Annotated in this window: 24 protein-coding genes; 3 read left to right on the top strand and 21 right to left on the bottom strand. The window is 71.4% G+C overall.

The window, feature by feature from the left end:
• Positions 1–7 precede the first annotated feature (7 nt).
• The gene (locus tag ACLJOU_RS05920; protein ID WP_410563886.1) at positions 8–469 is read right to left on the bottom strand and encodes a DUF3180 domain-containing protein; all 462 of its coding nucleotides are present in this window, start codon (positions 467–469) and stop codon (positions 8–10) included.
• Between the two features lie 61 nt (positions 470–530).
• On the opposite strand from ACLJOU_RS05920, the gene ACLJOU_RS05915 reads away from it, so the two are divergent.
• Complete coding sequence (locus tag ACLJOU_RS05915; RefSeq protein WP_410563884.1) at positions 531–1,466, top strand: MerR family transcriptional regulator; 936 nt, start codon at positions 531–533, stop codon at positions 1,464–1,466.
• A gap of 284 nt (positions 1,467–1,750) precedes the next feature.
• Here ACLJOU_RS05915 and folK read toward each other — a convergent pair whose 3' ends face one another.
• From folK to dacB, 13 genes are all read right to left on the bottom strand, one after another.
• Positions 1,751–2,242, bottom strand: a complete 492-nt coding sequence (gene folK, locus ACLJOU_RS05910) for a 2-amino-4-hydroxy-6-hydroxymethyldihydropteridine diphosphokinase (RefSeq protein ID WP_410563882.1) — start codon at positions 2,240–2,242, stop codon at positions 1,751–1,753.
• Positions 2,239–2,598 (bottom strand): dihydroneopterin aldolase, encoded by a 360-nt coding sequence (gene folB / locus ACLJOU_RS05905; protein ID WP_410563880.1) that lies wholly within the window; start codon positions 2,596–2,598, stop codon positions 2,239–2,241. Before folB ends, folK begins: the two co-directional genes overlap by 4 nt.
• Positions 2,591–3,388, bottom strand: coding sequence for a dihydropteroate synthase (gene folP, locus ACLJOU_RS05900; protein WP_410564754.1), 798 nt, complete (start codon positions 3,386–3,388; stop codon positions 2,591–2,593). Before folP ends, folB begins: the two co-directional genes overlap by 8 nt.
• Positions 3,389–3,423: 35 nt before the next feature.
• Positions 3,424–4,029, bottom strand: coding sequence for a GTP cyclohydrolase I FolE (folE, locus tag ACLJOU_RS05895; RefSeq protein WP_410564752.1), 606 nt, complete (start codon positions 4,027–4,029; stop codon positions 3,424–3,426).
• Positions 4,007–6,400: an ATP-dependent zinc metalloprotease FtsH gene (ftsH, locus tag ACLJOU_RS05890; protein ID WP_410563877.1), complete on the bottom strand. Its 2,394-nt coding sequence runs from the start codon at positions 6,398–6,400 to the stop codon at positions 4,007–4,009. Before ftsH ends, folE begins: the two co-directional genes overlap by 23 nt.
• 201 nt (positions 6,401–6,601) lie before the next feature.
• Positions 6,602–7,426: an ESX secretion-associated protein EspG gene (locus ACLJOU_RS05885; RefSeq protein WP_410563875.1), complete on the bottom strand. Its 825-nt coding sequence runs from the start codon at positions 7,424–7,426 to the stop codon at positions 6,602–6,604.
• A gap of 100 nt (positions 7,427–7,526) precedes the next feature.
• Positions 7,527–8,303, bottom strand: coding sequence for an ESX secretion-associated protein EspG (locus tag ACLJOU_RS05880; RefSeq protein ID WP_410563873.1), 777 nt, complete (start codon positions 8,301–8,303; stop codon positions 7,527–7,529).
• 57 nt (positions 8,304–8,360) lie between these two features.
• Entirely contained in the window at positions 8,361–9,770 is a 1,410-nt protein-coding gene (locus ACLJOU_RS05875) for a hypothetical protein (protein WP_410563871.1), read from the bottom strand.
• Positions 9,771–9,793: 23 nt separating this feature from the next.
• Positions 9,794–10,159 carry a hypothetical protein gene (locus ACLJOU_RS05870; RefSeq protein ID WP_364248485.1) on the bottom strand — a complete coding sequence of 122 codons (366 nt, stop codon included), beginning with the start codon at positions 10,157–10,159 and terminating at the stop codon, positions 9,794–9,796.
• Between the two features lie 185 nt (positions 10,160–10,344).
• The gene (gene hpt, locus ACLJOU_RS05865) at positions 10,345–10,896 is read right to left on the bottom strand and encodes a hypoxanthine phosphoribosyltransferase (protein WP_285986975.1); all 552 of its coding nucleotides are present in this window, start codon (positions 10,894–10,896) and stop codon (positions 10,345–10,347) included.
• 3 nt (positions 10,897–10,899) lie between these two features.
• Positions 10,900–11,877 carry a tRNA lysidine(34) synthetase TilS gene (gene tilS / locus ACLJOU_RS05860; RefSeq protein WP_410563868.1) on the bottom strand — a complete coding sequence of 326 codons (978 nt, stop codon included), beginning with the start codon at positions 11,875–11,877 and terminating at the stop codon, positions 10,900–10,902.
• Positions 11,874–12,884 (bottom strand): zinc-dependent metalloprotease, encoded by a 1,011-nt coding sequence (locus ACLJOU_RS05855; protein WP_410564750.1) that lies wholly within the window; start codon positions 12,882–12,884, stop codon positions 11,874–11,876. Before ACLJOU_RS05855 ends, tilS begins: the two co-directional genes overlap by 4 nt.
• A gap of 91 nt (positions 12,885–12,975) precedes the next feature.
• A complete protein-coding gene (gene dacB, locus ACLJOU_RS05850; protein WP_410563865.1) occupies positions 12,976–15,633 on the bottom strand; it encodes a D-alanyl-D-alanine carboxypeptidase/D-alanyl-D-alanine-endopeptidase in 2,658 nt (885 codons plus the stop codon).
• Positions 15,634–15,806: 173 nt separating this feature from the next.
• Here dacB and ACLJOU_RS05845 point away from each other — a divergent pair, with 173 nt between their 5' ends.
• A complete protein-coding gene (locus tag ACLJOU_RS05845; protein ID WP_410563863.1) occupies positions 15,807–16,319 on the top strand; it encodes an inorganic diphosphatase in 513 nt (170 codons plus the stop codon).
• A 52-nt stretch (positions 16,320–16,371) separates the two neighbouring features.
• Here the strand turns inward: ACLJOU_RS05845 and ACLJOU_RS05840 are convergent, their stop codons facing one another.
• The 7 genes from ACLJOU_RS05840 to ACLJOU_RS05810 form a co-directional block, all read right to left on the bottom strand.
• Positions 16,372–18,021 carry an MDR family MFS transporter gene (locus tag ACLJOU_RS05840; protein ID WP_410563861.1) on the bottom strand — a complete coding sequence of 550 codons (1,650 nt, stop codon included), beginning with the start codon at positions 18,019–18,021 and terminating at the stop codon, positions 16,372–16,374.
• A 173-nt stretch (positions 18,022–18,194) separates the two neighbouring features.
• A complete protein-coding gene (gene glyA / locus ACLJOU_RS05835) occupies positions 18,195–19,463 on the bottom strand; it encodes a serine hydroxymethyltransferase (RefSeq protein WP_410563859.1) in 1,269 nt (422 codons plus the stop codon).
• A gap of 112 nt (positions 19,464–19,575) precedes the next feature.
• Positions 19,576–19,980: a hypothetical protein gene (locus ACLJOU_RS05830; protein WP_410563857.1), complete on the bottom strand. Its 405-nt coding sequence runs from the start codon at positions 19,978–19,980 to the stop codon at positions 19,576–19,578.
• Position 19,981: 1 nt separating this feature from the next.
• Positions 19,982–20,407 carry a 50S ribosomal protein L11 gene (rplK, locus tag ACLJOU_RS05825; protein ID WP_410563854.1) on the bottom strand — a complete coding sequence of 142 codons (426 nt, stop codon included), beginning with the start codon at positions 20,405–20,407 and terminating at the stop codon, positions 19,982–19,984.
• 33 nt (positions 20,408–20,440) lie between these two features.
• Positions 20,441–20,959 (bottom strand): gamma carbonic anhydrase family protein, encoded by a 519-nt coding sequence (locus ACLJOU_RS05820; RefSeq protein ID WP_410563851.1) that lies wholly within the window; start codon positions 20,957–20,959, stop codon positions 20,441–20,443.
• Between the two features lie 83 nt (positions 20,960–21,042).
• Positions 21,043–22,248 carry a M14 family metallopeptidase gene (locus tag ACLJOU_RS05815; protein ID WP_410564749.1) on the bottom strand — a complete coding sequence of 402 codons (1,206 nt, stop codon included), beginning with the start codon at positions 22,246–22,248 and terminating at the stop codon, positions 21,043–21,045.
• A gap of 106 nt (positions 22,249–22,354) precedes the next feature.
• The gene (locus tag ACLJOU_RS05810; RefSeq protein ID WP_013230483.1) at positions 22,355–22,942 is read right to left on the bottom strand and encodes a TetR/AcrR family transcriptional regulator; all 588 of its coding nucleotides are present in this window, start codon (positions 22,940–22,942) and stop codon (positions 22,355–22,357) included.
• A 124-nt stretch (positions 22,943–23,066) separates the two neighbouring features.
• Here ACLJOU_RS05810 and ACLJOU_RS05805 point away from each other — a divergent pair, with 124 nt between their 5' ends.
• Complete coding sequence (locus tag ACLJOU_RS05805; protein ID WP_410563849.1) at positions 23,067–23,522, top strand: GreA/GreB family elongation factor; 456 nt, start codon at positions 23,067–23,069, stop codon at positions 23,520–23,522.
• Positions 23,523–23,993: the final 471 nt, after the last annotated feature.

Raw genomic sequence — 23,993 nt, 5'->3', positions numbered from 1 at the left:
TCGAGCGCTAACCGGTCGTTCCGCGGGTGCGCTCACGATCGTGGTCGTTCGGGGTCCGGCAGCAGTGTTCGAGCCACAAAGCCGCTGCTACCAGGGCTGCGGCGGAGGCCGCACCGACCACCGCGGCACGCGTGTCGAGCACCGCCGCGACGAGTTCGTCACGTCGGGGAAAAAGATAGGCGAGCGCAGCCAGCCAGGCGCCCGCCATGAAGGCTCCGGCGAGTGACGAAGCCTTCGCCAGCGCCACCGATCGGGCGACCCCGATCGCGCCGGCGATCCGGCCGTTCCGGATCCGCGACCGGATCGAGAAGGCCAGCACGAGTTCGATCACGGCGAGCACGGCGAAGGTGACGCCGGCGAGCAGCGGCAGCTGCGGCAGCGAGCCGTACGCCGTCTGGAAGAGCAGGTAACCGAGGCCCAGGCCGAGCAGCCCGGCGACCACGAGGTCACGGGGCCGGGTGAAGTGCATGCCTCAACCGTACCGTGACAGAGTTGACTCTCCACCGACTGGAGAGTTCATCATGCGTCTTGTGGGCACCACCGCGACCTTCACCATCGGCGAGCTGTCCCGGCGGACCGGCCTGCCGGTCAAGACGATCCGCTTCTACTCGGACGAGGGCCTCCTGCCACCGACCGAGCGGACCGACGCCGGCTACCGGCTCTACGACGCGGCGGCGATGGCCCGCCTGGAGCTGGTCCGCACGCTGCGGGAGCTGGGGCTCGGCCTCGCCGACGTCTCGGCCGCCCTGAGCCAGCCGACAACCGTCGGCGAGCTGGCGACGCGGCACGTCGAGGCGCTCGACGAGCAGATCCGGCGGCTGCGGCTGCGCCGGGCGGTGCTGCGCGCGGTGGCCAAGCGCAATTCCGAACTGGAGGAAGTGAACCTGATGAACCGTCTCGCGTCGATGTCCGACGAAGAGCGCAAGCAACTGGTCGACGAGTTCTGGGACGAAATGGTCGCCGGGCTCGACATCGACCAGGAGTTCTACCGCCGGATGCGCTCGGGCAAGCCCGAGCTGTCCGACGACCCGTCGCCCGAGCAGCTCGAGGCCTGGATCGAGTTTGCCGAGCTGGTCCAGGACCCGGACTTCCGGGCCGTGATCCGCCGGATGAGCGAAACCCAGGCCCAGCAGATCAAGGACGGCGACTTCCAGCAGCCGGCGGACGCCTGGCGCACGCACTGGAACGAGTGGATGGCCCGCGCCCAGGAAGCCGTCGACGCCGGAGAAAGCCCGACGTCGGAGGCGGGGCAAACGCTTGCGGCCGACATCGCGGCGGCCTCCGCGCGACCGGAACAGGACGCGGCATCGGCCGGGTTCCGCCGCGAGCTGGCGGACCGCTTCGCGTCGAGCGGCGACGCCCGCGCCGAGCGCTACTGGCAGTTGCTCGCGATCATCAACGACTGGTCCCCGGTGGCGACGACGCAGCCCGCGGTCGGTTTCATGATCGCGGCCCTGCGCGGCTGAGCGCACGGAGAGGACAACTCGGCGACGGCCCGGGCGTGATCGGTAACGGTCACCCCCGGTTCACCGATGAGCCACCTTTCCGGCCCCGGGCCGCTTGGGGGACCCCCGGTTTCAACGTTACTCGCGGGGACCGACAGTTCCGGGGCCGCGCACGGGAGTTGTCCACAGGACTCGGCTTCTTGCCTGGGTTGTCCACAGGGCCCGCGCTCGGCTCGGAATCGGCCCGGAATCGGCAGTGAAGCCGCCGCCCAGCCACCTCGAGGGTGCACCGGTCCGGCCTGGTGTCAGCTCAGCTCGAGGTCCGTCCGGCGGACCGTACCCACTTCTTCCGCCGGGCGGGCCTTCAGCAGCTCCGCGATCGGGCCGTGGCCCGGCAGGACCGCGTCCGGGTCGATCTCCACCCACGGCACCAGCACGCTCGCGCGGTCCGGCGTCCCCGGGTGTGGCAACAGCAGCTCCGGGTCGTCCGACGTCACACCGTCCACCGTGACCACGTCCACGTCCAGGGTGCGCGGGCCCCAGCGCAGCTCGCGGACGCGGCCCGCCGCCTGCTCGGCGGCCTGGCCCGTGCGCAGCCACACCCAGTGGTCGCGCGCCGGGTCGTCGACGATGCAGACCGCGTTGAGGAAGTCCGGCTGGTCCTCGACGCCCCACGCCTTCGTCTCGTACACGCTCGACACCGCGACCAGCGCCGGCCGGACCGCGTCCAGCGCCAGCCGCAGGAAGCCCAGCCGGTCGCCCAGGTTGGAGCCGAGTGAGAGGACCGCCCGGGTCACCGGTCGCGCCGGACCGTGACGGCCACGTCGTCGAACGTCAGCGGGATCGGGGCCGACGGCTTGTGCACCGTCACCTCGACCGCGCTCAGGCGCTCGTCGCGCATGACCTCGTCGGCGATCTTGCCGGCGACGCTCTCGATGAGGTCGTACGGCTCGCCCGCGACGATCCCGGCCGCCAGCTCGGCCAGCTCGCCGTAGTGCAGGGTCTTGGTCAGGTCGTCCGACGCGGCGGCCGGCCCGAGGTCGAGCCACGCCGTGATGTCGACGAGGAACTCCTGGCCGTCCCGCTTTTCGTGCTCGAACACGCCGTGGCGCCCGAACACGCGCAAGCCGGTCAGCGTGATCCGGTCAGCCATTCGTCCTCCAAGCGGCGGCCACGGCGACCGCGTCCAACGATGCCCCCACCTCGTGCACGCGCACGCCCCACGCCCCGGCCGCCGCGGCGAGCGCGGAGATCGCGGCGGTGGCGTCCTCCCGGCCGTCCGGCGGGCGCGGGGTGCCGTCCTTCCCGGACAGCAGGCGGCCGAGGAACCGCTTGCGCGAGGCCCCGACGAGCACCGGGAAACCCAGTGAGAGCAATGAATCCAACCCGCGCAGCAACGCCCAGTCGTGCTCGGCGTTCTTCGCGAAACCGAGCCCGGGGTCCAGCACGATCGCGCTTTCGGCCACCCCGGCCGCGAGCGCTTCGTCCACTCTGGACAGCAACTCGGCGCGGACGTCGGCCACCACGTCTTCGTACTTCGCGAGCGCCTGCATGTCCTTGCTGTGCCCGCGCCAGTGCATCAGCACCCACGGCACGCCGGTCTCGGCCGCGACGCGCGCCATGTCCGGGTCGGCCAGCCCGCCGGAGACGTCGTTGATGACGTGCGCGCCGGCTTCGAGCGCCGCCGCGGCGACGGTGGCCCGCGTGGTGTCGACCGACAGCGCCACCCCTTCGCCGGCGAGCGTCTTGATCACCGGCAGGATGCGCTGCAGCTCCGTCTCGGCGTCCACCCGGGACGCCCCCGGCCGCGTCGACTCGCCGCCGACGTCGATCAGGTCGGCTCCGCGCGCCCACATCTCGCGGGCGTGCTCCAGCGCCTGCTCGAGCCCGAGGTACCGGCCACCGTCGGAAAAGGAATCCGGCGTCACGTTCAGCACGCCCATCACGACGCACCGGCCGGGCGCGGGGAGCCCCACGCTCACCGGCGCGCCTTGATGAGGTCGAGCGCCTCCGCCCGCGAAGTGGCGGAGGTCTTGAACTGCCCCCGCACGGCGGAGGTCGTGGTGCGTGCGCCGGGCTTGCGGATCCCGCGCATGGCCATGCAGAGGTGCTCGGCCTCGATCACCACGATCACCCCGCGCGGCTCGAGCTTCCGCACGATCGCGTCGGCCACCTGCGACGTCAGCCGCTCCTGGACCTGCGGCCGCTTGGCGTAGAGGTCGACGACCCGGGCGAGCTTCGAGAGCCCGGTGACCTTCCCGGCGGCGTTCGGGATGTACCCGACGTGCGCGACGCCGTGGAACGGCACCAGGTGGTGCTCGCAGCTGCTGTACATCGGGATGTCCGTGACCAGCACCAGCTCTTCGTGGGACTCGTCGAACGTCTTGTCCAGGACCGCGTCCGGCTCGGTGTACAGGCCGGCGAACATCTCGCGGTACGCACGGGCGACCCGGGCCGGGGTGTCCTTCAGGCCATCCCGTTCCGGGTCTTCGCCGCACGCCAGGAGGAGCTCGCGGATCGCCTTCTCCGCCCGGTCGTGGTCGAAGACCGGGCGGAGGGCGTCACTGGGACTTTTCGGGTCCATCCACGTCACGACGCTGCTCCCCCTCGCTTTGCTGGTTGCCGGCTTGGTCGGCGAACCAGCCGTGCTCACGAGGGCGTTCTTCACCACCGGGTCGCCACGACTGGCCCGGCTGACCGCCCGGCGAGGTCGCGGGCGTCCAGCCCGGAGGGGCACCGTAGTTCGGCGGGCCGCTCTGGCCGGCCGGGCCGCCCGGCTGGCCGCCGTACGCCTGCGGCCAGTGCGCCGTGCCGTTGGGACCGCCGTTCGGGCCGCCGTAAGGACGGCCGCCGTTCGGGTAGGCACCCGGCGGGGCGTACGGGTTCGCGTTCGGGTCGACCGGCGACGGGTACGGCGGCCCGCCGGGCAGGTCGCCCGCACCCTGGGCGGTGCCGACCGGGGTCGGCTCCGGCTTCAGGACCGGCTTCTCCTTCTCCGGCGGCGGCCACGGCTCGCCGCGCTCCATCGCCAGCTCGCCCGGGGTCTTGATCGGCGGCTTGTCCGACGGCGTCCGCTCACCGAACTCGTTGAACACGGTGATGTGCGGGCGCTTCTCGACCGTCGCGAAGATCCGCTCCAGGTCCTTGCGGGTCAGCGTCTCCTTCTCCAGGAGCTCGATGACCAGCTCGTCGAGCACGTCGCGGTAGGTGTTCAGCACGTGCCACGCCTCGGTGTGCGCCGTCTCGATGAGCTTGCGCACCTCCTCGTCGATCTCGTGCGCCACTTCCAGCGAGTAGTCCGCCTGCCGGCCCGCCGACCGGCCGAGGAACGGGTCGCCCTGCTCCTGGCCGTACTTGACCGCGCCCAGGCGGGCGCTCATGCCGTACTCGGTGACCATCGCGCGGGCGATCTTCGTCGCCTGCTCGATGTCCGAGGACGCGCCGGTGGTGGGCTCGTGGAAGACGAGCTCCTCCGCCGTGCGGCCACCCATCGCGAAGACCAGCCGCCCGATCATCTCGGAGCGGGTCATCAGGTCCTTGTCGTCCTCGGGGACGAGCAGGGCGTGCCCGCCCGTGCGGCCGCGCGGCAGGATCGTCAGCTTGTAGACCGGCTCGATGTCCGGCATCGCCCACGCGGCGAGCGCGTGCCCGCCCTCGTGGTAGGCCGTGATCTTCTTCTCCTTCTCGGAGATGATCCGGCTCTTGCGGGCCGGGCCGCCGACGACGCGGTCGACCGACTCCTCCAGCGCCGCGTCGGTGATCACGTGCCCGTTCTGGCGGGCGGTGAGCAGCGCGGCCTCGTTCAGCACGTTAGCCAGGTCGGCGCCGGACATGCCGACGGTCCGCTTGGCCAGGCTGGTCAGGTCGGTGCCCTGGGCGATCGGCTTGCCCTTGGCGTGCACCTCGAGGATCGCCTTGCGGCCGCGCAGGTCGGGCGCGGACACCGGGATCTGCCGGTCGAACCGGCCGGGGCGCAGCAGCGCCGGGTCGAGGATGTCGGGCCGGTTGGTGGCCGCGATCAGGATGATGCCGCCGCGGGCGTCGAAGCCGTCCATCTCGACGAGCAGCTGGTTCAGGGTCTGCTCACGCTCGTCGTGCCCGCCGCCGAGACCGGCGCCGCGCTGGCGGCCGACCGCGTCGATCTCGTCGACGAAGATGATGCACGGCGCGTTCTGCTTGGCCTGCTCGAACAGGTCACGGACGCGGGAGGCGCCGACACCGACGAACATCTCGACGAAGTCCGAGCCGGAGATCGTGTAGAACGGCACGCCCGCTTCGCCGGCGACGGCCCGCGCGAGCAGCGTCTTGCCGGTACCCGGCGGCCCGTAGAGCAGCACGCCCTTCGGGATCTTCGCGCCGAGTGCCTGGTAGCGCGCCGGGTTCTGCAGGAAGTCCTTGATCTCGTACAGCTCTTCGACGGCCTCGTCGGCACCCGCGACGTCCCCGAAGGTCGTCTTGGGCATGTCCTTGTTCAGCTGCTTGGCCTTGGACTTGCCGAAGTTGAGGACGCGGTTGCCGCCGCCCTGCGCGTTGTTCATCATCCACATCAGCAGGCCCAGCACGAGGGCGAGCGGGATGGCGAAGATGAGGATCTGCGTCAGCACGCCCTGCTGGGTCACCTTGGTGGTGAACTTGATCGGCTGGCCGCCGTTCTTCGCCGCGATCAACGAGTCGTAGATCGGGCGGGTGGCGTCCGCCGGGTACTGCGAAATGATCTGGGTGACCTGCTGGCCGTCGACGTCGACAGGTTTGTTCAGCAGCAGCTTGAGCTGCTGCTCCTTGTCTTCGAGGCTGACTTCCTTGACGTTGTTCGAGGTGATCTGGGAGTTCGCCACCGAGATGGGTGCCTGGGTGTACCCACGATCACTGTCGAAGATCGTGTTGTACGCGAACAACGCCAGCAACCCCGCGACGATCCACAGCAGTGGGTTCCTGAGCACGCTCTTCCGGTTCATACGACTCGGCCCTGGTGGCCTCGACCCTCCCTGGTTGGGCGGCTCCTGTGATACCCGCCATCACGATCTTGACAACCCGTGGTGCCTGGGCACCTGCCCATCAGGGTACCGTCCGCCGCCGCGTTCATCCCCTGTGAGCCTCTCGCAGGTCAACGGGCGATACCGCGCCCGGGTTCCCGGCCGGTGTCCACGACCGCCACGCTAGCGCGTGCTGTCCGACACACTGCCCACCATCTCGCCCAGCCGGGTGCGCAGCGTGGCCGGGTCCGCGGGGGCCACGGTGACCCATTCGCGGCCGTCCGTACCTGCGCGGGAGAGACTCAGGTAGCGCCCGGTCGCGGTGTCGAACCAGGCCAGCACGCGGGACCGCTGCTTGGCTCCGACCTGCGAACGGCTGTTCGCGGCCAGCTGACCGCCGCGCTGCCGCGGCTGCCCGGCGATGCGGCCGTAGGCCTCGCGCGGGTCGGCCGTGAGCCGTTCGCTCAGCGGTGTCCGGCGCGCCTTGCCCCGGCGGCTGTCTTCTTCCTCACCCGCGGACGGCAGCGGCACCGGCACCCGGATCGGCGCGGTGCGCAGGGCGTCGTCCAGTGGAAGTGTGACCGACGCCTCGGTGCCGCGCGGCCCGGCCGGCAACACCCCGACGACGGCGGAGACCAAGCCGTCCGCCGGGATGTCCCGCAGCCAGATCCCGTCGGCGTCCTGGACGGCGAGCACGCCGGTGGTCTCGTCGGCCGCCGCGAGCACGCCGACGGTGGGGGCTTCGAACTGCGGGATGTGCAGCGCGTCGATGGTCAGCGGGGCGAAGGCCAGCAGGTGCAGGGCGTCTTCGATCGGTGGCGCGAGCCGGCCGCGCGGGTCACGGATGCCCCGCGCCTTCAGCTCGACGTCGACGCGGTGACGCAGCGACACGCGCTCGTCCTCGGTCGCGCCGTGCGACCGGACGATCAGCGGGTACGGCAGCTCCCCGACCTGCGCGGACTCCCAGAGAAAGTCGAACGCCAGTGGCGAGAAGAACTCTTGCATCATCACTCTCCCGGATCGGACTCTTGCTCAGCGTAGCCCGCACCACCGACAAAACCGGATCGCTCCGGTGGCGAGCAGGGCACGGCCGAAGAATCCGGGCCGATCACACTGCGCTGGTCGTCGCGGCTCCGGCCAGCATCTCACCGAGGCGGTGGCGCAGCGTGGCGGCGTCGGCGGGAGCGATCGAGACCCAGTCCCGGCCGTCACGGCCACGCGTGGCCTGCGTGAAGTACCGGCCCGTCTCGGTGTCGAACCAGCTCAGCACCGGTGTCCGGGTGCGGCTGCCCACGCGGCTGCGGGCGTTGGCGCCGATCTGGCCGCCGCGCAGCCGGGGCTGGGCCTGCAGCTTCGCCAGTGCCTTGCGGTCCTCGTCGGCCGACGCGCGCTCGTCGCCGTTACCGCGGCGCTGCGGGAAGTCGCCGCCGGTCAGCTGGTCCAGCGGGACGGTGATCGACTTCTCGCTGCCGCGCGGCGCGCCCGGCAGCAGCGACACGATCGCGCCGGCGAGCCCGTCGGGCGGGCACGGCTGCAGGTGCAGGCCGCGGGTGTCCTGCACGGCCAGCAGGCCCCGACCGCCCAGCACACCGGCGACCGCGAGCAGCGGTTCGGCGTCCGGGGCGATCAGCTGGACGGCGTCCAGGCTCAGTTCCGGGCTTGCCAGCACGCCGAAGTAGTCCTCGACGTGCGGCTCGGGCCGGCCGCGGCCGTCGGCGAGCCCGCGCGCGGTGAGCCCCTCCAGCGTGCGGCGGCGCAGCAGCTCCCGCTCGTCGACGGTCGCGCCGTGCGAACGGATGCGCAGTGGGTACGGCGGCTCGCCCAGCCCGGCCGACTCCCACAGGAAGTCCACCTCGACCGGGGTGAGCAGCTCGGCGTTCGGCATCGAGCCCCCCGAAGATGCCGGGCCGGGCACACGTCGGCGTGCCCGGCCCGAGAAGGATCAGCGGTCTTCGTCGTCCTCGGACCACGCGCCGATGACCGGCGGCGGGGTCGCCTGGTTCGCACCGAAGGCCTCGTCCGGGTCCGCCTCGATGAGGAAGGACGCGTGCGTGTGCTCCTCGTCCTGCTCGCCCTGGGCGCCGTGCGGGGCCATGCCGCCCATGCCGGGGCTCATCGGCGGCGGGGTCTGCCCGCCGATCGTGCCCGCGGACGAGACGAGCCCCTGCTGCGGCGCCTGGGCCGAAGCGGCGCTCTGGCCCTGGCCCTGGGCCGCCGCCAGCCTCGTGTCGTTCTCGGACTTCGCGCCGGACTTGCTGCCCGCGCCCAGCACCCGCGACGCCAGCGCGCCGAGACCGCCGGCGACCCCGCCGATGCCGAGGCCCATGCCGACCTTGCCGAGCGGGTTGCTGCCACCCGTGTGGGCGCTGCCCGAGCCGACCGTGCCCGCACCCGTGCCGGAGCCCGCCCCGGTGACCGAGCCACCGGCGCCGTCGCTGCCGAGCGTGGCCGCGTCCTGGCCGAAGCCGGCCGCCGGGACGCTGCCGTGGGTCCCGTTCGGCCCGGTGACGCCGGCGTGCTGCGCCGCGATCGCGCCGCCGTGGCCGCCGAAGCCCGTGCCGCCGGCCGTGAAGAGCGCGCCGCCCGCACCGGAGAGGCCCTCGACCGGACCGGTGCTGCCGACGGTGTTCACGGCGTTGAACGAGAAGGAGTTGTGCGACGCCGTCGGCTGCATGCCGAGCGACTCGGGGCCGAAGCTCGGGGTCGAGTTGTCGACCTCCTTCATCGCCTGCGTGTAGGCGTTGAAGAACGCGACCTGCTGCGCCTTGACGTCGTTGGCCGCGTCCGCCTGCGCCTTCTGGTCGGCGATCAGCGCCGCCGGACCGCCGGCCAGCGCGGCCGCCATGGCCTGCTTGGGGTCGTAGTCCTTCGGGGCGGGCATCTTCTTGACCTCGGCGGCCGCGGCGGCCTGCCGGGCGAGCCGGTCGGACATCGTGTGCGCGGCGTCGGAGGCCTGCGAACCGGAGTTCGCGATGGCCACCAGCGCGCCCTGCGCACCCGCGGCGCCGCGGCCGACCCAGGCGTTGCCCAGCTCGGCGATCGCGTTGTACAGGTGGTCGGACGCCTGCTTCAGCTCGCTGCCGTGGTGCGCCCAGGCCTGCCCGGTCGCTTCGGCGGTGCCGGGGTCGTTGTTGTTGACCGCGCCGGCGTAGAGCTGCTGGCTTTCCTGCGCGTTCCAGTTCGGCGGGTTGGCGATCGCGCGGTCGCTGCCCATGTCGAAGCCGCCGGCACTGCCGCGGGCGCTTTCGACGATGTTCTGCGAAGCCGCGTTGTCGCCGAGCGGCACGAGCGAGCCCTGGTCGGCAGAGCCCGGAGTGGTCGAGGCCGGCTGGCCGGTGTGGTTCGGAGCCATGACTACGAGTTCCCCCTCTGGACTCAGGCGTTGCGGAACGGATCGGCGGCGGCCTGGTCGATCTCGTGGTACCGGGACATCGCCGTGACGATGCCCTCCTCGGCGGCGGAGTACTGGTCGAGCAGGTTCTGCAGGGCGGCGGCGTAGGAGTCGCCCCCACCGTCCGCACGCTGCACGAACTTCGCGGCCATCGCGTTGCCGACCGGGTTGTCACCGAGCTTCGGCGGCTGGGCGAGCGCGCCCGCCCCGGCGAGCAGGGCCTCCACCGCGTCCTTGCCGGTGCGGATCTTGTTCAGCACGGTCTGCGCGGCGTCGGGGTCGATCCCGACCTGACCCGCCGCGGCCGCGGCCTTGAAGGCGTTCGCGTCGGCAGCGCTGCTGTTCCCCATCTGCACTCTCTCCCGTTCCCCCGACCCGGACACCGCGGGCACGAATGGTCTTCGCATAGGTTAACGCACGTGATCAGAGCCTATGACGCAAACTTCGTGCCCGGGGTTCCGCGAATCCGGTAGTTGCGGTGAACGGTCGGTGAACTCCGCCGGTGGCACTCTGCCGGTGGCACTACTCCGATGCACTACGCCGAGTAGACCTTCGGGTCCAGGGTGCCGATGTAGGGCAGGTCCCGGTACCGCTCGGCGTAGTCGAGGCCGTAGCCGACGACGAACTCGTTCGGGATGTCGAAGCCGATGTACTTCACCGGCACGTCCACCTTTACAGCTTCCGGCTTGCGCAGCAGCGAAACGACTTCGAGCGACGCGGGGTTGCGGCTGGCGAGGTTCTTCAGCAGCCACGACAGCGTCAGGCCGGAGTCGACGATGTCCTCGACGATCAGGACGTCCCGGCCCGCGATGTCGCGGTCGAGGTCCTTGAGGATCCGCACGACACCCGACGACGAAGTCGCCGAGCCGTAGGAGGACACGGCCATGAATTCCAGCTGCGTCGGCAGCGGCAGCGCGCGGGCGAAGTCGGTCATGAACATGACCGCGCCCTTCAGGACGCCCACCAGCAGGAGTTCGCCCTGCCCGTTGGCCGGATAGTCGGCGGCGATCTGCTCCGACAGCTCCGCGATCTTGTCCTTGATCTGCTGCTCGGTGACGAGCACGGAGGCGATTTCGCCCTCGTACACGGGTCATTCTCCTCGGGTGGTGGGTTGGGAGGTGAGGCAGAGCCTGCCACGGCACCGGCGCACCTCCAAGTTGCCCGGCAGCCACACGCCGCCTTGACCACGCCACCGGGCGACCAGCGCGTCGACCGCGCGCAGGTGGGCGTCGGTGAGCTCGCGCACACCCGATTGCCGCAGCCACCTGCGGAGAACCCGGCGCCGGAGTGCCGCGGGCTCCGCCGCGAACGCACCCACATCCAGCCCATCGGAGCCGCCCGCGCGGGTGAAGATCATGTCCGCCATTGTGTCCAGCGCCTCATTGTCGTCACGCAGTTGCGCCGCCGTCCGGGCGAGCGCGGCGGCGACTCCGCCGTTGAGGACGTCTTCCAGCAGCGGCAGGACTTCGGTGCGCAGCCGGACGCGGGTGAAGCGCGGCTCGGCGTTGTGCGGGTCGTCCCACGGCTCGACGCCGAGCTCGGCGCACGCGGCCCGGGTGGTGGCCCGGGCGACGGCGAGCAGCGGCCGTCCCCACGGCGGGTCGTACGGGCGCATCCCGGCGACGCTGCGCGGGCCGGACCCGCGGCCGAGCCCGAGCAGGACCGTCTCGGCCTGGTCGTCGAGGGTGTGGCCGAGCAGCACGAGGTCGTGGCCGCCCAGCGCCCGGTAGCGGGCCTTGCGCGCGGCGGCTTCCGGGCCGCCGGATCCGGTCACCTCGACCCGGCGCACCTCGGTTTCGTCGACGCCCAGCGCCTTCGCCGCGGCCGCCGCGTCCGCCGCGACCTTCGCCGAGCCCTCCTGCAGGCCGTGGTCGACGACCAGCGCGCGGACGGCGTGCCCGCGGTGGTGCCCGACGTACGCCGTGGCCTCGGCCAGCGCGAGGGAGTCGGCGCCGCCGGACACCGCGACGCAGATTTCAGACGGCGCTGCGGTGCTCTCCATGCCCTCCATGCCCTCCAGGAAGGCGCGGACGGCCCCCCGGACGGCCGCGACCGCCGGCCCGGTCATCCGTGCAGGCGCCGGACCCACGCCGCCGGGTCGGAGATCTCGGCCCGCGAGGGCAGGGTGTTCGGCGACCGCCAGACGGCGTTGAAGCCGTCCATGCCCACGGCGTCCACGACGTGCTTGGTGAACTTCGCGCCTTCTTCGTACTGACGGATCTTCGCGTCGACGCCGAGCAGCGCGCGCAGCAGCCGGTCGAAGACGCCGCCGCCCTTGCGCCGGGCAGTGAACCGCGCGCGGATCGTGTCCACGCTCGGCACGACCTGCGGCCCGACGGCGTCCATCACGTAGTCGGCGTGCCCCTCCAGGAGCGTCGAAAGCGCCAGCAGCCGGTCGAACACCGCGCGTTCCTTCGGCGACTGGATCAGTTCCGCCAGGTTGAGCTTCGGGCCCTGCTTGATCGCCTCGGGCAGCCGGCCGAACAGGTCGGACAGGCCGTCGGTCGCGCCGCCCGCGAGGCCGGAGACCAGCCGTTCGACCTCGTCGGCGAAGTAGTCGCGCAGCCAGCGGACCGCGGTGAACTGGAGCCGGTGGGTGCATTCGTGCAGGCAGACCCAGAGCCGGAAGTCGCGGCCGGGCACGTCCATCGCCTGCTCGGCGGCGACGACGTTCGGGGCGACCAGCAGCAGCCGGCCTTCCTTGTCGGGGCCGCCGAAGGGGTCGTACTGGCCGAGGACGCGGCTGGCGAGGAAGGCCAGCACCAACCCCGTCTGCACGCCGGCGCCGCCGGCCAGGATCGGCCCCAGCGGACCGCCCTGCTGCGGCAGCGCCCGCCCGGTCAGCGCGTCCAGCCCGGCCGCGGCCGAGCGGACCCAGCCCGGCCGGTCGACGACCTCGCCGGGCAGCAACGGCAGGTCGAGCCCCAGGTTCGTCAGCTGCCGCACGTGCCCCTCGGCCTCGGCGGTCAGCTCGCGCAGGTCGGTGACGGCCTCCTCGGCCCGTTCCCGCGGCACCTGGGGGCCGCCGCGCACCAGCAACGCGCCGGTCTGCGCGGCGATCGCCCAGTCGACCATGGGCCGGGTCTGCGTTTCCTGACTCACCCTTCCGACGCTACCTGGCCCGGCGCGGGTTTCCGGCCACGATCTTCGTACGGTTCGGCGTCCGCTAGGCGCAGCCGCACTTGCGGAGGCTCGTCGCGAGGGCGTCGATGGCGTCGCGGCCGGGTTCGGTGTCGGAGCCGTTCGACATGAACGCGAACACCAGTACCCGGCCGTCCTGGTCGAGGACGAGCCCGGCGAGGGTGTTCACGCCGGTGAGCGTGCCCGTCTTGGCCCGCACCCAGCCGCGGCCCGCCTGCGACGCCGCGGTGTCGAACCGCTTGTCGGCGAGGGTGCCGGAGCCGCCGGCGACCGGGAGGCCGGCCAGCACGGGGCGCAGCTTCGCCGTGTTCGGGTTCTTGCCCTCCGGCGCCGCCGCGGCCGCCAGGAGCTGCGTCAGCAGCCGGGCCGGGATGCGGTTCTGCGCCGAGATGCCGCTGCCGTCGGAGAGCACGACCCCGCCGACGTCGAACCCGTGGTCCTTCAGGACCTTGATGGTCGCCTTGGCCCCGCCGGCGTAGCTGGCTTCCTCGCCGTTCGCGAGCGCGACCTGCCGGGCGACGGCCTCGGCGAGCACGTCGTCGGACAGCTCCATCAGGTCGGACACCAGCTCGGTCAGCGGAGCCGAGTTGACCTCGGCGACCACCTTCGCGTCCTTGGGCGCGGTCGCCTGGCCGGCCGCCGAGGCCCCCAGCTTCGAGGCGATCGACGACGCGAGCGCACTGCCCGCGTTCGCCGTGCGCTGCGAGTTGTTGTCCTTGGGGTTGATGCGGCCGCCGTCGGCCATCACGGGCGCCATCTGCGTCGCGTAGGTCGACGGCGCGTCGCCCGCCTCCCAGCCCGGCGCGGTCGTCGCCCCCTTGAACAGGGTCAGGTCGACCTGCACCTTCTTGACGCCCGGCACCGCCTTCTTGACCTGCGCGACGAGGTCGTCGACGTGCGCGGCTCCCGGGTACAGCGGGGAGTCGGTGCCCAGCGGCAGGTTGGTGAGCGTGGTGTCGCCGCCGCCGACCAGGATCACCGTGCCCGGCTCCGGACCCTGCACGATCTTGGTCGACAGGCGCAGGTTGTGGTCCAGCGAGAGCAGCGCGGCCGCGGACGTGAGCACCTTCGTCGTGGACGCGGGGGTCACCGGGGTCGACGAGCTGTGGTCCCACAGCACGGTCCCGGACACCGGGTCGATCACGCTGCCGGTGAGCTGCCCGAGTGCGCCGTTGCCGGCGGCCGAAGCCAGCGCGGACTTGACGCCGTTCGCGGTCGGCGTCGCGCCGGACGTGGCCGGCCCCTGCAGCTGACGCGTGGCCGCGGACGGCGGCGGCGCCTCTCCCTTGGGCGCGTTCGGCGCCCAGGGCAGGGCCAGCCGGTTCGCCACCTTCGGCGAAGCCGCGGCGACCCCGGCGCCGGCCAGCACCAGGAGGACGACCACGACGAGCGCGATCAGCTTGCCCTTCCGCTTCTTCTTCGGCGGCTCACCGGCGGACGACGCCTCGGCCGCGGACGGCGACGGCGGCTCGGCGGGCGGCTCCGGGGTCCGTGGCGGCTCGGCGCGCTGCTGGGGCTGCTGCCGGAAGACGCCGGGGAACTGGCTGGGGCGTTCGATGCCGACGGTGGCCTCGGCGTCGAACCGCTGCCCGTCCGGTTCGATCCGCTGCGGCCGCGCCAGCGTGCCGGCGGACGCCGAGGGCACCACCCCGCGCGGGGGTTCCGGCAGCACCGGACGGCGCTCGCCCGGTTCGGCGGGCCGGTCACCGGTGCGGTCCTCCCGCAGTTCGATGCGCTGGCTCCAGGGCGCGGCGGGCTGGGCCGAGGCTTCTTCGCGCTGCTGTGCGGGCCCGCGGCTCAGCTGCTCCTCACGGCGCTGCTGCTCCTCGCGCCAGTGCTGCAGCTCTTCCCGCCACTGCTGCGGCGACTCCTCCGGTTTCGGCTCCTGGCGGGGCGGGACGTGGCGCTCGATCGGCACCACCGGCACCGGCCCGGACGGCTGCACCTCGATGTACTGGGTGCTCTCCGCGGCCGACGCCGCCTTGGGCTGCTCGGCGTGCTGAGTGCTCTCCCCGGCCGATGCCGTCGCGGCGGGCTTGGGCTGCTCGACGTACTGAGTGCGCTCCGCCACCGACCCGGGCGCAGCGGCCTTCGGCTCGGGCGGGTTGGCGTGCTGGGTGCTCTCCCCAGCCGATGCCGTCGCCGCGGGCTTGGGCTGTTCGACGTACTGAGTGCTCTCCGCCACCGACCCGGGCGCAGCGGCCTTCGGCTCGAGCGGGTTGGCGTGCTGGGCACTCTCTCCAGCCGACGCCTCGGGGAGCTCCAGCTCGGACTGCTCGACCCGGATGTACTGGGTGCTCTCTTCGGCCGGCTTGGCCGCCGAAGAGAGCTGCTTCGGAGCCTGCTCGGCGGGCAGTTGCTCGGCCGCGGGCGATTGCTCGGCCGCGGGTGGCTGCTTCGGCGCGCGGCGGCCGAGGCGGTCGGCCAGGTCCTGCTTGGCCGGCGTCGGCGGAGGCGGCGGCTCCACCGCGGGGGCGTTCAGCCCGGGGATCGGCTCCGGCGGGACGTTCGGCGCGAACCACGAGCCCTTCGGGGCCTCACTGCCTGTGACCTTGGGCACGCCGGGGCGGTCGCCGCCGCTTTCCGGGGCGTCCGGCAGCGCCATCGGAGTGGTCTCCCGCGCGCCGGACGACGAGCGGTCTTCGTCCGACGAAGGCCACATCGGCTGGTCGTTTTCCGGCACCCACCACTCCTTCTCAGCTGCCCCGGGGAGGGGCCAAGCTCACATGCCGCGTGGCCGACATCGATGCGGCTCCCCGGCAGGGCGTAGTCCACACTAGGAGACGTCAAGACAGTCATGAAGGTTGCCGCCCACGACGTGTGGTGCCCGGATCTACAAGAAGCAGCGAGGACGCCGTGGAGTTCGACGTCACGATCGAAATCCCCAAAGGGGAGCGCAACAAGTACGAGGTCGACCACAAGACCGGCCGCATCAAGCTGGACCGGACCCTGTTCACGGCCACGCAGTACCCGGCCGACTACGGGTTCATCGACGACACGCTCGGCCAGGACGGCGACCCGCTCGACGTGCTCGTCCTCGTGCAGGAGCCGACGTTCCCCGGCTGCCTGATCCGCTGCCGCGCGATCGGCATGTTCCGGATGACCGACGAGAAGGGCCCGGACGACAAGGTCCTCGCGGTCCCGACGAACGACCCGCGCCTGGAGCACCTGCGCGACATCCACCACCTGAACGAGTTCCACAAGCTGGAGATCCAGCACTTCTTCGAGGTCTACAAGGACCTCGAGCCGGGCAAGAGCGTCGAGGGCTCGAGCTGGGTCGGCCGCACCGAGGCCGAGAGCGAGATCGCCCGCTCCTACGAGCGCGAGACCGACCGCCTGGCCAAGGAAGAAGCCGACGGCGGCCACTGAGCCCACGGAAAAGGCCCCCTCGGGAGATCCCGAGGGGGCCTTTTTCACGCGGTCAGTGCGCCAGGGCGAGTGCCGGGGCGTCCTCGGCCTCCGCGCGCTGCTCCATCGCCGACTTGTCCGACAGCGGCTTCTCCTTGAGGAACCACACGAGCGCGAAGCCCACGGTCAGCACGATCCCGCCGACCAGGAACACCGTGCTCATCGACTCGGCGAAGCCCTGCAGGATCGGCCGGGCCAGCGTCGGGTCGAGCGTCGAGAGGAACGACGTGTCGTTGACGTCGAGGCCGCTCTGCATCTGCTTCGCGAACTCGGGGTGCTGCGCCAGCGCCGTCGTGTAGGCCGGCGTGGTCAGCGCCGAGCGGATGGCGTTCGCGATCCGGTCGCCGACCGTGCCGAACAGGATCGACAGGAACACCGCGGTGCCCGCCGTGCCGCCGATCTGCCGGAAGAAGGTCGCCGCCGAAGTGGCGACGCCGATGTCCTGCGGGCGGACGTCGTTGGTCGCGGCCAGCACCAGCGTCTGCATCGAGGCGCCGAGGCCGAGGCCGATCACGAAGGCGATCACCATGACCAGGGCGAGCGAGCTGTCGACGGTGATCGTCGAGAGCGCGAACAGCGCCGCCGCCATCAGGCCGATCCCGGCCACCGCGAACATCTTGTACCGGCCGGTGGCCGCGATGATCCGGCCGCTGGTCAGGCTGGCGACCATGATGCCGAGCGTCAGCGGCAGCATCTGCAGGCCGGCCTGGGTCGGCGTCGCGCCCTTGACGATCTGCAGGTACAGCGGCAGCGACATCATCGCCCCGAACATCCCGGCGCCCTGCACCACGGTGACGATGGTCGACATCCGGAACACCGGACGGCGGAACAGGCGCAGCGGCAGCAGGGCGGCGTCGCCCATCCGGCGTTCGATCCAGACGAAGGCCGAGACACCCAGCGCGCCGACGACGTACATCGCGATCGAAGCGGCGGAGCCCCAGCCCCACTCGCGGCCCTGCTCGGCGACGATCAGCAGCGGCACCAGGCCGGTGGCCAGCGCCACGGCGCCCCAGTAGTCGACCTTCTGGTCCACGCGGGTGTGCGGGAGGTTCAGCACCTTGGAGACGACGACCAGCGCGGCGAGCGCGATCGGGACGTTGACCAGGAAGACCCAGCGCCAGCCGGTGATGCCGGCGAAGGTGTCGATGCCGGCGAAGAACCCGCCGACGACCGGCCCGGCCACGCTCGAGATGCCGAAGACGGCCATGAAGTAGCCCTGGTACTTGCTGCGCTCGCGCGGCGCGGTGATGTCGGTGATGATCGCCAGCGCCAGCGACATCAGGCCACCGGCCCCGAGGCCCTGGAAGGCGCGGAACGCGGCGAGCTCGTACATCGACGACGCCATGCCGCTCGCCAGCGAACCGACCAGGAACAGCGAGATCGCCGTCAGGTACATGGGCTTGCGGCCGTAGAGGTCGGACAGCTTGCCGTACAGCGGCGTCGAGAGCGTCGCGGTGATGAGGTACGCGGTGGTGGCCCAGGCCTGCAGGGACAGGCCGTGGAGCTCGTCGGCGATGGTGCGCATGGAGCTCGACACGATGGTCTGGTCGAGCGCGGCGAGGAACATGCCGAGCATCAGCCCGGACAGCACGGTCAGGATCTGGCGGTGAGTCAGTTTGCCGTTCGTAGCGGCTGCTCCTTCCGCCGTGGTGGTCTCGCTCATGGTGGTCTCCCTCGGAAAGCCTTCTTCGTAGTTGCTTGTACCTGTCAACTACTTGTCTGAGCCAAGTATTCCCCGGGACGCTTGTATCGTGCAACCAAATATTTTGTGACCCCGGTCTCGGACACGCCGAAGGCCGCCTCCGGGCTCCGGAGACGGCCTTCGGTCAGCTGGGCTCAGGCGGTGTAGCCGGGGATCGGGAACGGCGCCAGGAACTCGCGGATCTCCGCGGCGATCGTGTCCAGCGCGGACTCGTCGGCCGCGGCCGCCGCGGTGATCGTGCGGTCGATCCACGCCGCCACCTCGACCTGGTGCTCCGGCCGCAGGCCGCGGGTGGTGATCGCGGACGTGCCGAGGCGGATGCCGGACGGGTCGAACGGCTTGCGCGGGTCGAACGGCACCGTGTTGTAGTTCAGCTCGATGCCCGCGCGGTCGAGGGCCTGCGCGGCCGGCTTGCCCGCGACCCCCTTGTTCGTCAGGTCGATCAGCAGCAGGTGGTTGTCGGTGCCACCGGACACTAGGTCGTAACCGCAGGCCAGCAGCGCGTCGGCCAGCGCGCGGGCGTTCGCGACGATCGTGTGCGCGTAGTCGCTGAACGACGGCTGCTGCGCCTCCCCGAGCGCGACGGCGATCGCCGCGGTCGTGTGGTTGTGCGGGCCGCCCTGCAGGCCGGGGAACACGGCCTTGTCGACGGCCTTCGCGTGGTCGGCGTCGGAAAGGATCATGGCGCCGCGCGGGCCGCGCAGGGTCTTGTGCGTCGTCGTCGTGATCACCTGGGCGTGCCCCACCGGCGACGGGTGCGCGCCGCCCGCGACCAGGCCGGCGATGTGGGCGATGTCGGCGACCAGCACCGCGTCGACCTCGCGGGCGATCTCGGCGAACGCCGGGAAGTCGATCGTCCGCGGGATCGCCGTACCGCCGGCGAAGATCAGCTTCGGCCGGTGCTGGCGGGCCAGGTCGCGCACCTGGTCGAGATCGACGCGGCCGGTCTCCTTCGCGACGCCGTAGCGCACCGGGTTGAACCACTTGCCGGTCGCCGACACGCTCCAGCCGTGCGTGAGGTGGCCGCCGTCCGGCAGCGCCATGCCGAGCACGGTGTCGCCCGGCTGGGCGAAGGCGAGGTACACCGCCAGGTTCGCCGGAGAGCCGGAGTACGGCTGGACGTTCGCGTGCTCGGCGCCGAACACGGCCTTCGCCCGGTCGATCGCGAGCTGCTCGACCTGGTCGATGAACTGCTGGCCCTCGTAGTAGCGCTTGCCCGCGTAACCCTCGGAGTACTTGTTGGTGAGCACGCTGCCGGTGGCTTCGAGCACGGCCTGCGAGACGTAGTTCTCCGACGCGATCAGGCGGATCTTGTCGTGCTGCCGCTTGGCTTCGTCCTCGACGAGCCCGGCGATGGCGGGATCGGCGGCGGCGAGTGCGGTCAGTTTCGGCTGGTGTGTCATGGCGTACTCCGGCTCTGGAGTGGCCTTCACCCAGGCGCGCGGTGCCGGCCTCGTCGTCGCTTCCCGGTGGTGCTCCACCTCGATGGCGCCAGTCGCTGCTGCGCGTAAGAGCCTAGTCCACGGCGCTGGAAGCCCGACGGTGTTCGGGGCACCACTTGCGGGTGCAGCCGGAGGTCCGGTCGCAGAACGGACGAGCGCAGGTCGCGCAGCGCTTGACGCGCCGCCAGCCGCCGACGGTCACCAGTTCCGCCAGGCCCGCCGCGCCCGCGGCCAGCTCGCCGGTCTCCGCGTGCGGCGTCACGTACACGATCCGCCACGTCACGCCGGTGTCGACGAGCCGCGGCCGCGCTCCCGCCCCGGCCAGCACGGCGTTGAGGCGGCGCGCGGCCGCGTGTTCATCGGGCAGCTGCGCCACGATCCCGCACAGGTGACGGTTTCCCTGGCGCAGCAACCGTTCCGCGACCCCGAGCTCGGGGTCCAGCGCGTGGAACGGCGGCACGACCGCGTGCTTGCGCACGTCAGGGCACCACCACGACGCCCATGGACCGGGCCGTGCCCGCGATCGTGCGCATCGCCGCCTCGACGTCGGAGGTGTTCAGGTCCGGTAGCTTGCGCTCGGCGATCTCGCGCAGCTGCTGTTCGGTCAGCTTCCCGGCGACCTCGTGCCCCGGCCGCGCGGAACCCTTGTCCCCCAGCGCCTTCTTGATGAGGAACGACGTCGGGGGCGTCTTGAGCCGCAGCGCGAACGAGCGGTCCTCGAACACTGAGACGACGACCGGGACGATGTCGCCGCGCTGGGCCGCCGTCGCCGCGTCGTAGGCCTTCTTGATTTCGACGAGGTTGACCCCGGTCTGGCCCAGCATCTTGCCGAGGTCGACGACCGGGGCGTTGCCCGCGGTGAGTTCCAGGGTGACCTGGTGGGTGAGTTTCTTCTTCGGAGCCATGCCCCGAAGCTAGGGTCTCCAGTTACTGGAGAGTCAAACCGGTTTGGTGCCCGCCCGGTGCCGGCGGGCCAGCTCCTGGTAGATCGCCGCGTTGTGCTCGACCCACATCCGGGCCGAGTCGGTCAGCGGGACGAACTTCTTCGCCGGGCTGCCCATTGCGATCACCTCCGTCGGCACCTCCGTCGCCGGCGTGACGGTGGCCCCGGCCGCGACCAGCGCCCGCGCGCCGATCTTCGCCTTGTCGAGCACCGTCGAGCCGTTGCCGATCAGCGCCTGCTCCCCGATCGTGCAGTCGTGCACCAGGCACTGGTGGCCCACGGTGACGTTCCTGCCGACCTCGCAGACGCCGTCGTTGACGTGGATCACCGAGTTGTCCTGGATGTTGGCGCCCTCGCGGATGACGATCCGGCCGAAGTCGGCCCTGATCACCGCGCCGAACCAGACCGAGGCGTCCTTCTCCACGACGACGTCGCCGATGAGGGTGGCGGTGGGCGCGATCCAGGCGTCCGGGTGGACCTGCGGGCTGAGCCCTTCGAACGAGAACAGAGGCATGCCCGCACCCTAAACCGCGAGGGCCGCCTTCCCCGGCCGAGCGGGGAAGGCGGCCATCCGCAGGCCGCGCCGGTCGCTGGGGGTCAACCGGTGATCGCGGCGTTGATCAGGATGTCGACCGCCTGGTCGTTGCGCGTGGTCTGCGGGACGATCTGGGTGTCGCGCGGGTAGAAGCCCGGGCTGCTGCCCTTCGGGTACATCTCGAAGGTGAAGCTCCAGATCTTGTGCGTCGCCCACATCCAGTCGTTGACGCTGCCGTCGGTGATGTAGAGGTCGCTGGACTGCTCCGGCGTGTAGCCGTTGGTCGCGGCCATCTGCTTGCCGAGCGACTGGAACTTCTGCGCCTCGGCCGCGGTCATGCCAGGGGCGGTGTCGGCGTAGGTGTACCCGAACGGCCAGAGCACCAGCTCGGAGTAGGTGTGGAAGTCGATGTGCGTCTTGATCTGCTGGACGCCGCCGACGACCCGCGAGTTCACCCAGTTCGAGACGGCCCGGGTCTCGGGCGCGGAGAACGCCGCCGTGCCGCGGTAGGTCTCACTCGACGTCGAGCCCGACGAGCCGCCGCAGCAGCCCCACTGGTAGCCCCAGTTGCGGTTGGTGTCGGTGCCGGGGCCCTGGCGGTTCTTGCGCCAGCTGTGGAACGTGCCGCCGGAGATGTCGTACTCGGAGCCGTCCGGGTTGACGCTGGGGATCACCCAGATCTCGGTGCTGTCGACGAGCCGCTTGATCGCGGGATCGGTGGCGTAGCCGCTGGTCAGGCGCTGCACGATGTGGAGGCACATCTCGGTGGTGAGGTGCTCGCGCGCGTGCTGGTTGCAGGTGAAGAGGACCTCGGGCTCGTTCTCGTCGGTGGCGGCGTTGTCGCTGATCTTGATCAGTGACAACGCCCGGCCTTCGTACGAGGTGCCGGCGCTGCCGAGCTTGGCGAGCGTCGGGTAGTTCGCGACGGTCTTCTGCAGCTCGGTCTGGGTCTCGGCGTAGGTGTGGTAGCCGGTGTAGCCGGCCGGGAAGTCCGCGGCGGCCGCCGCGCCCTGCGAGCGGTCGACCTTGCCGAGCGCCTTGACGCCGAAGCCCTGCGCGCGCAGCTGGGCCGCTTCGCCGGGGTTGGCGATGACGGTGGTCGTCGCGCCTTCGGCGTCGAGGATGTCCGCGCCGGTGCGGGCGACCTGGGTGCGCTGCTGGGCGGTGGCGGCGCCGGTCACCTCGTACACCTGCGGACCGTCGGGCTGGGCGGCTCCGGCCGGGCCACCGCTGGTGAGCACCAAGAGGGCGGCCGCGGCCGCTGCCATGCACGTTCGTGTGCGCATCACGTCTCCTGCTCTCGGGGGTTCCTCGACCTTGGCCGGAGCCGGACGGAGGGCGCAATCCGGAGCAGTACGGATCTATTGGCGGTTTCTACCCGTAGTTCGCGAAGCAGAGCGCCTCGATGTCGGCACGCAGCGTGGCGAACGGCCGCGGGCGCACCCGCTGCTGGACGACCGTGCCCAGCAGGTACGACAGCAGTGCCCGAGCGCGGGCCCGCGGGTCGTCGACGTCGAGCGGGGCGAGGAGCTCGGCCAGCAGCTCGGTGAGCGAGGTGAGCATGACGTCGATGGCCTGCGGGTGCTGCGCGCGCCCGGCGGCGATCCAGTACTCGAACCAGAGGAAGGCGGCGTTCGGGTTCGCGGCGAAGACGCTCAGGTACTCCTCGAGGACGGCGAAGAGCCGCTCGCGGGGTTCGTCGTGCTTCGCGGCGACCTCGCGCAGGCCGGCGGCGAAGGCGGTGATGTGCGCGGCCATCGCCCGGTCGATGAGGACGTCGATGTCGGCGAAGTAGTAGTGGATCGCGCTCTTGGTGAGCGGGCCGGCGTCGGCGATGGCCCGGACGGTGCACCCGGCGAGGCCGTCGCGGGCGAGGACGACCCGGGCGGCTTCGACGATCTGTTCCTGCTTGGCCAGCTGGTTCGGCGAGAGCCGCTCGCTGCGGCCGGGGACTGCGCTCACGGTGATTCTCGTTACCTTCTTCCTGGACGCCGGACCCCAAACCCTAGGGCAGACGTCCTGTCGGCGGCTTTCGGGTGAAAAACCGGATTGGCCACCCCGCTCCGCGCAGCGGACAATGCCCGGCATGGTGATCTCAGGGGACAAGGGGCTCAGCCCGGCTGCGCGCAGCCAGCTGGAGAAGGAAATCGCGAACTTGCGCGCGCAGCGGGAAGCCCTCGCGCCGCAACCCGGCGAGCAGGAACGCACCGGGGACGCGGCGGACCAGGCGGACGTGATCGACCGGGCGGAAGCCGCGGCCCGCCTCGACCGCCAGATCGCCGACCTCGCGGCCAAGATGGAGCACGGCGGCTACGGCAACAGCCAGCTCCCGGACGGCACGGTGGTCAGCCTCCGCTTCCCGGACGGAGACGAAGAGACGTTCCAGGTGGTGACGGTCCCGGGCGAGGACGCGGACGCGATCACCTCGGACAGCCCCCTGGGCCTGGCTCTGGTGGGAGCGGCGGCGGGCGACGAGATCACCTACCGAACTCCCCGAGGTGACGCCAAGGCCACGGTGGTGAAGGTGACCCCGCCGAAGTAGCTCTTTCAAACGTAGGGCCCTGCCTCCAGGCGGGGCCCTACGCATGCCTCGACCCGGAAGAGTGGTTCCCCTCGAACGAATCGCAAGGGTTCGAGCGCACGCAACCATGACGGGGGGCCGGGGGCGGAGCCCTCCGGGCGGGGCGCGGGCGGAGCCCCGCAAGACACGCGGACAAGAAAGGCCCCTGCCCTCGAGGGGCAGGGGCCAACCACTTGTCGAGCCGCCTAGGGGAATCGAACCCCTGACCTATTCATTACGAGCGGAATTCGTCACTTGTTGACCTTGGTCGCAGGGCCCTGACCTGCGGGAGCACAGTCCAGCAAGGTCCGTGAACGTCCACGCTCAGCCCCTCCGGTTGTCACTCACTATGACACCCATGGGCCACAGGTCAGGCAGGTGAACTGACACGGATGACCGCCGGTGTCACGCCCGTCGTTGACGACCGTGGGCAGTCGCACAGAGACCCCAGTC

The organism is Amycolatopsis sp. cmx-4-61 (genome assembly GCF_046548775.1).
In the GTDB taxonomy this organism is placed as follows: Bacteria; Actinomycetota; Actinomycetes; order Mycobacteriales; family Pseudonocardiaceae; genus Amycolatopsis.
The sequence above is the reverse complement of the archived record's forward strand: the minus strand, read 5'-3'. Positions and strand labels throughout refer to the sequence as shown.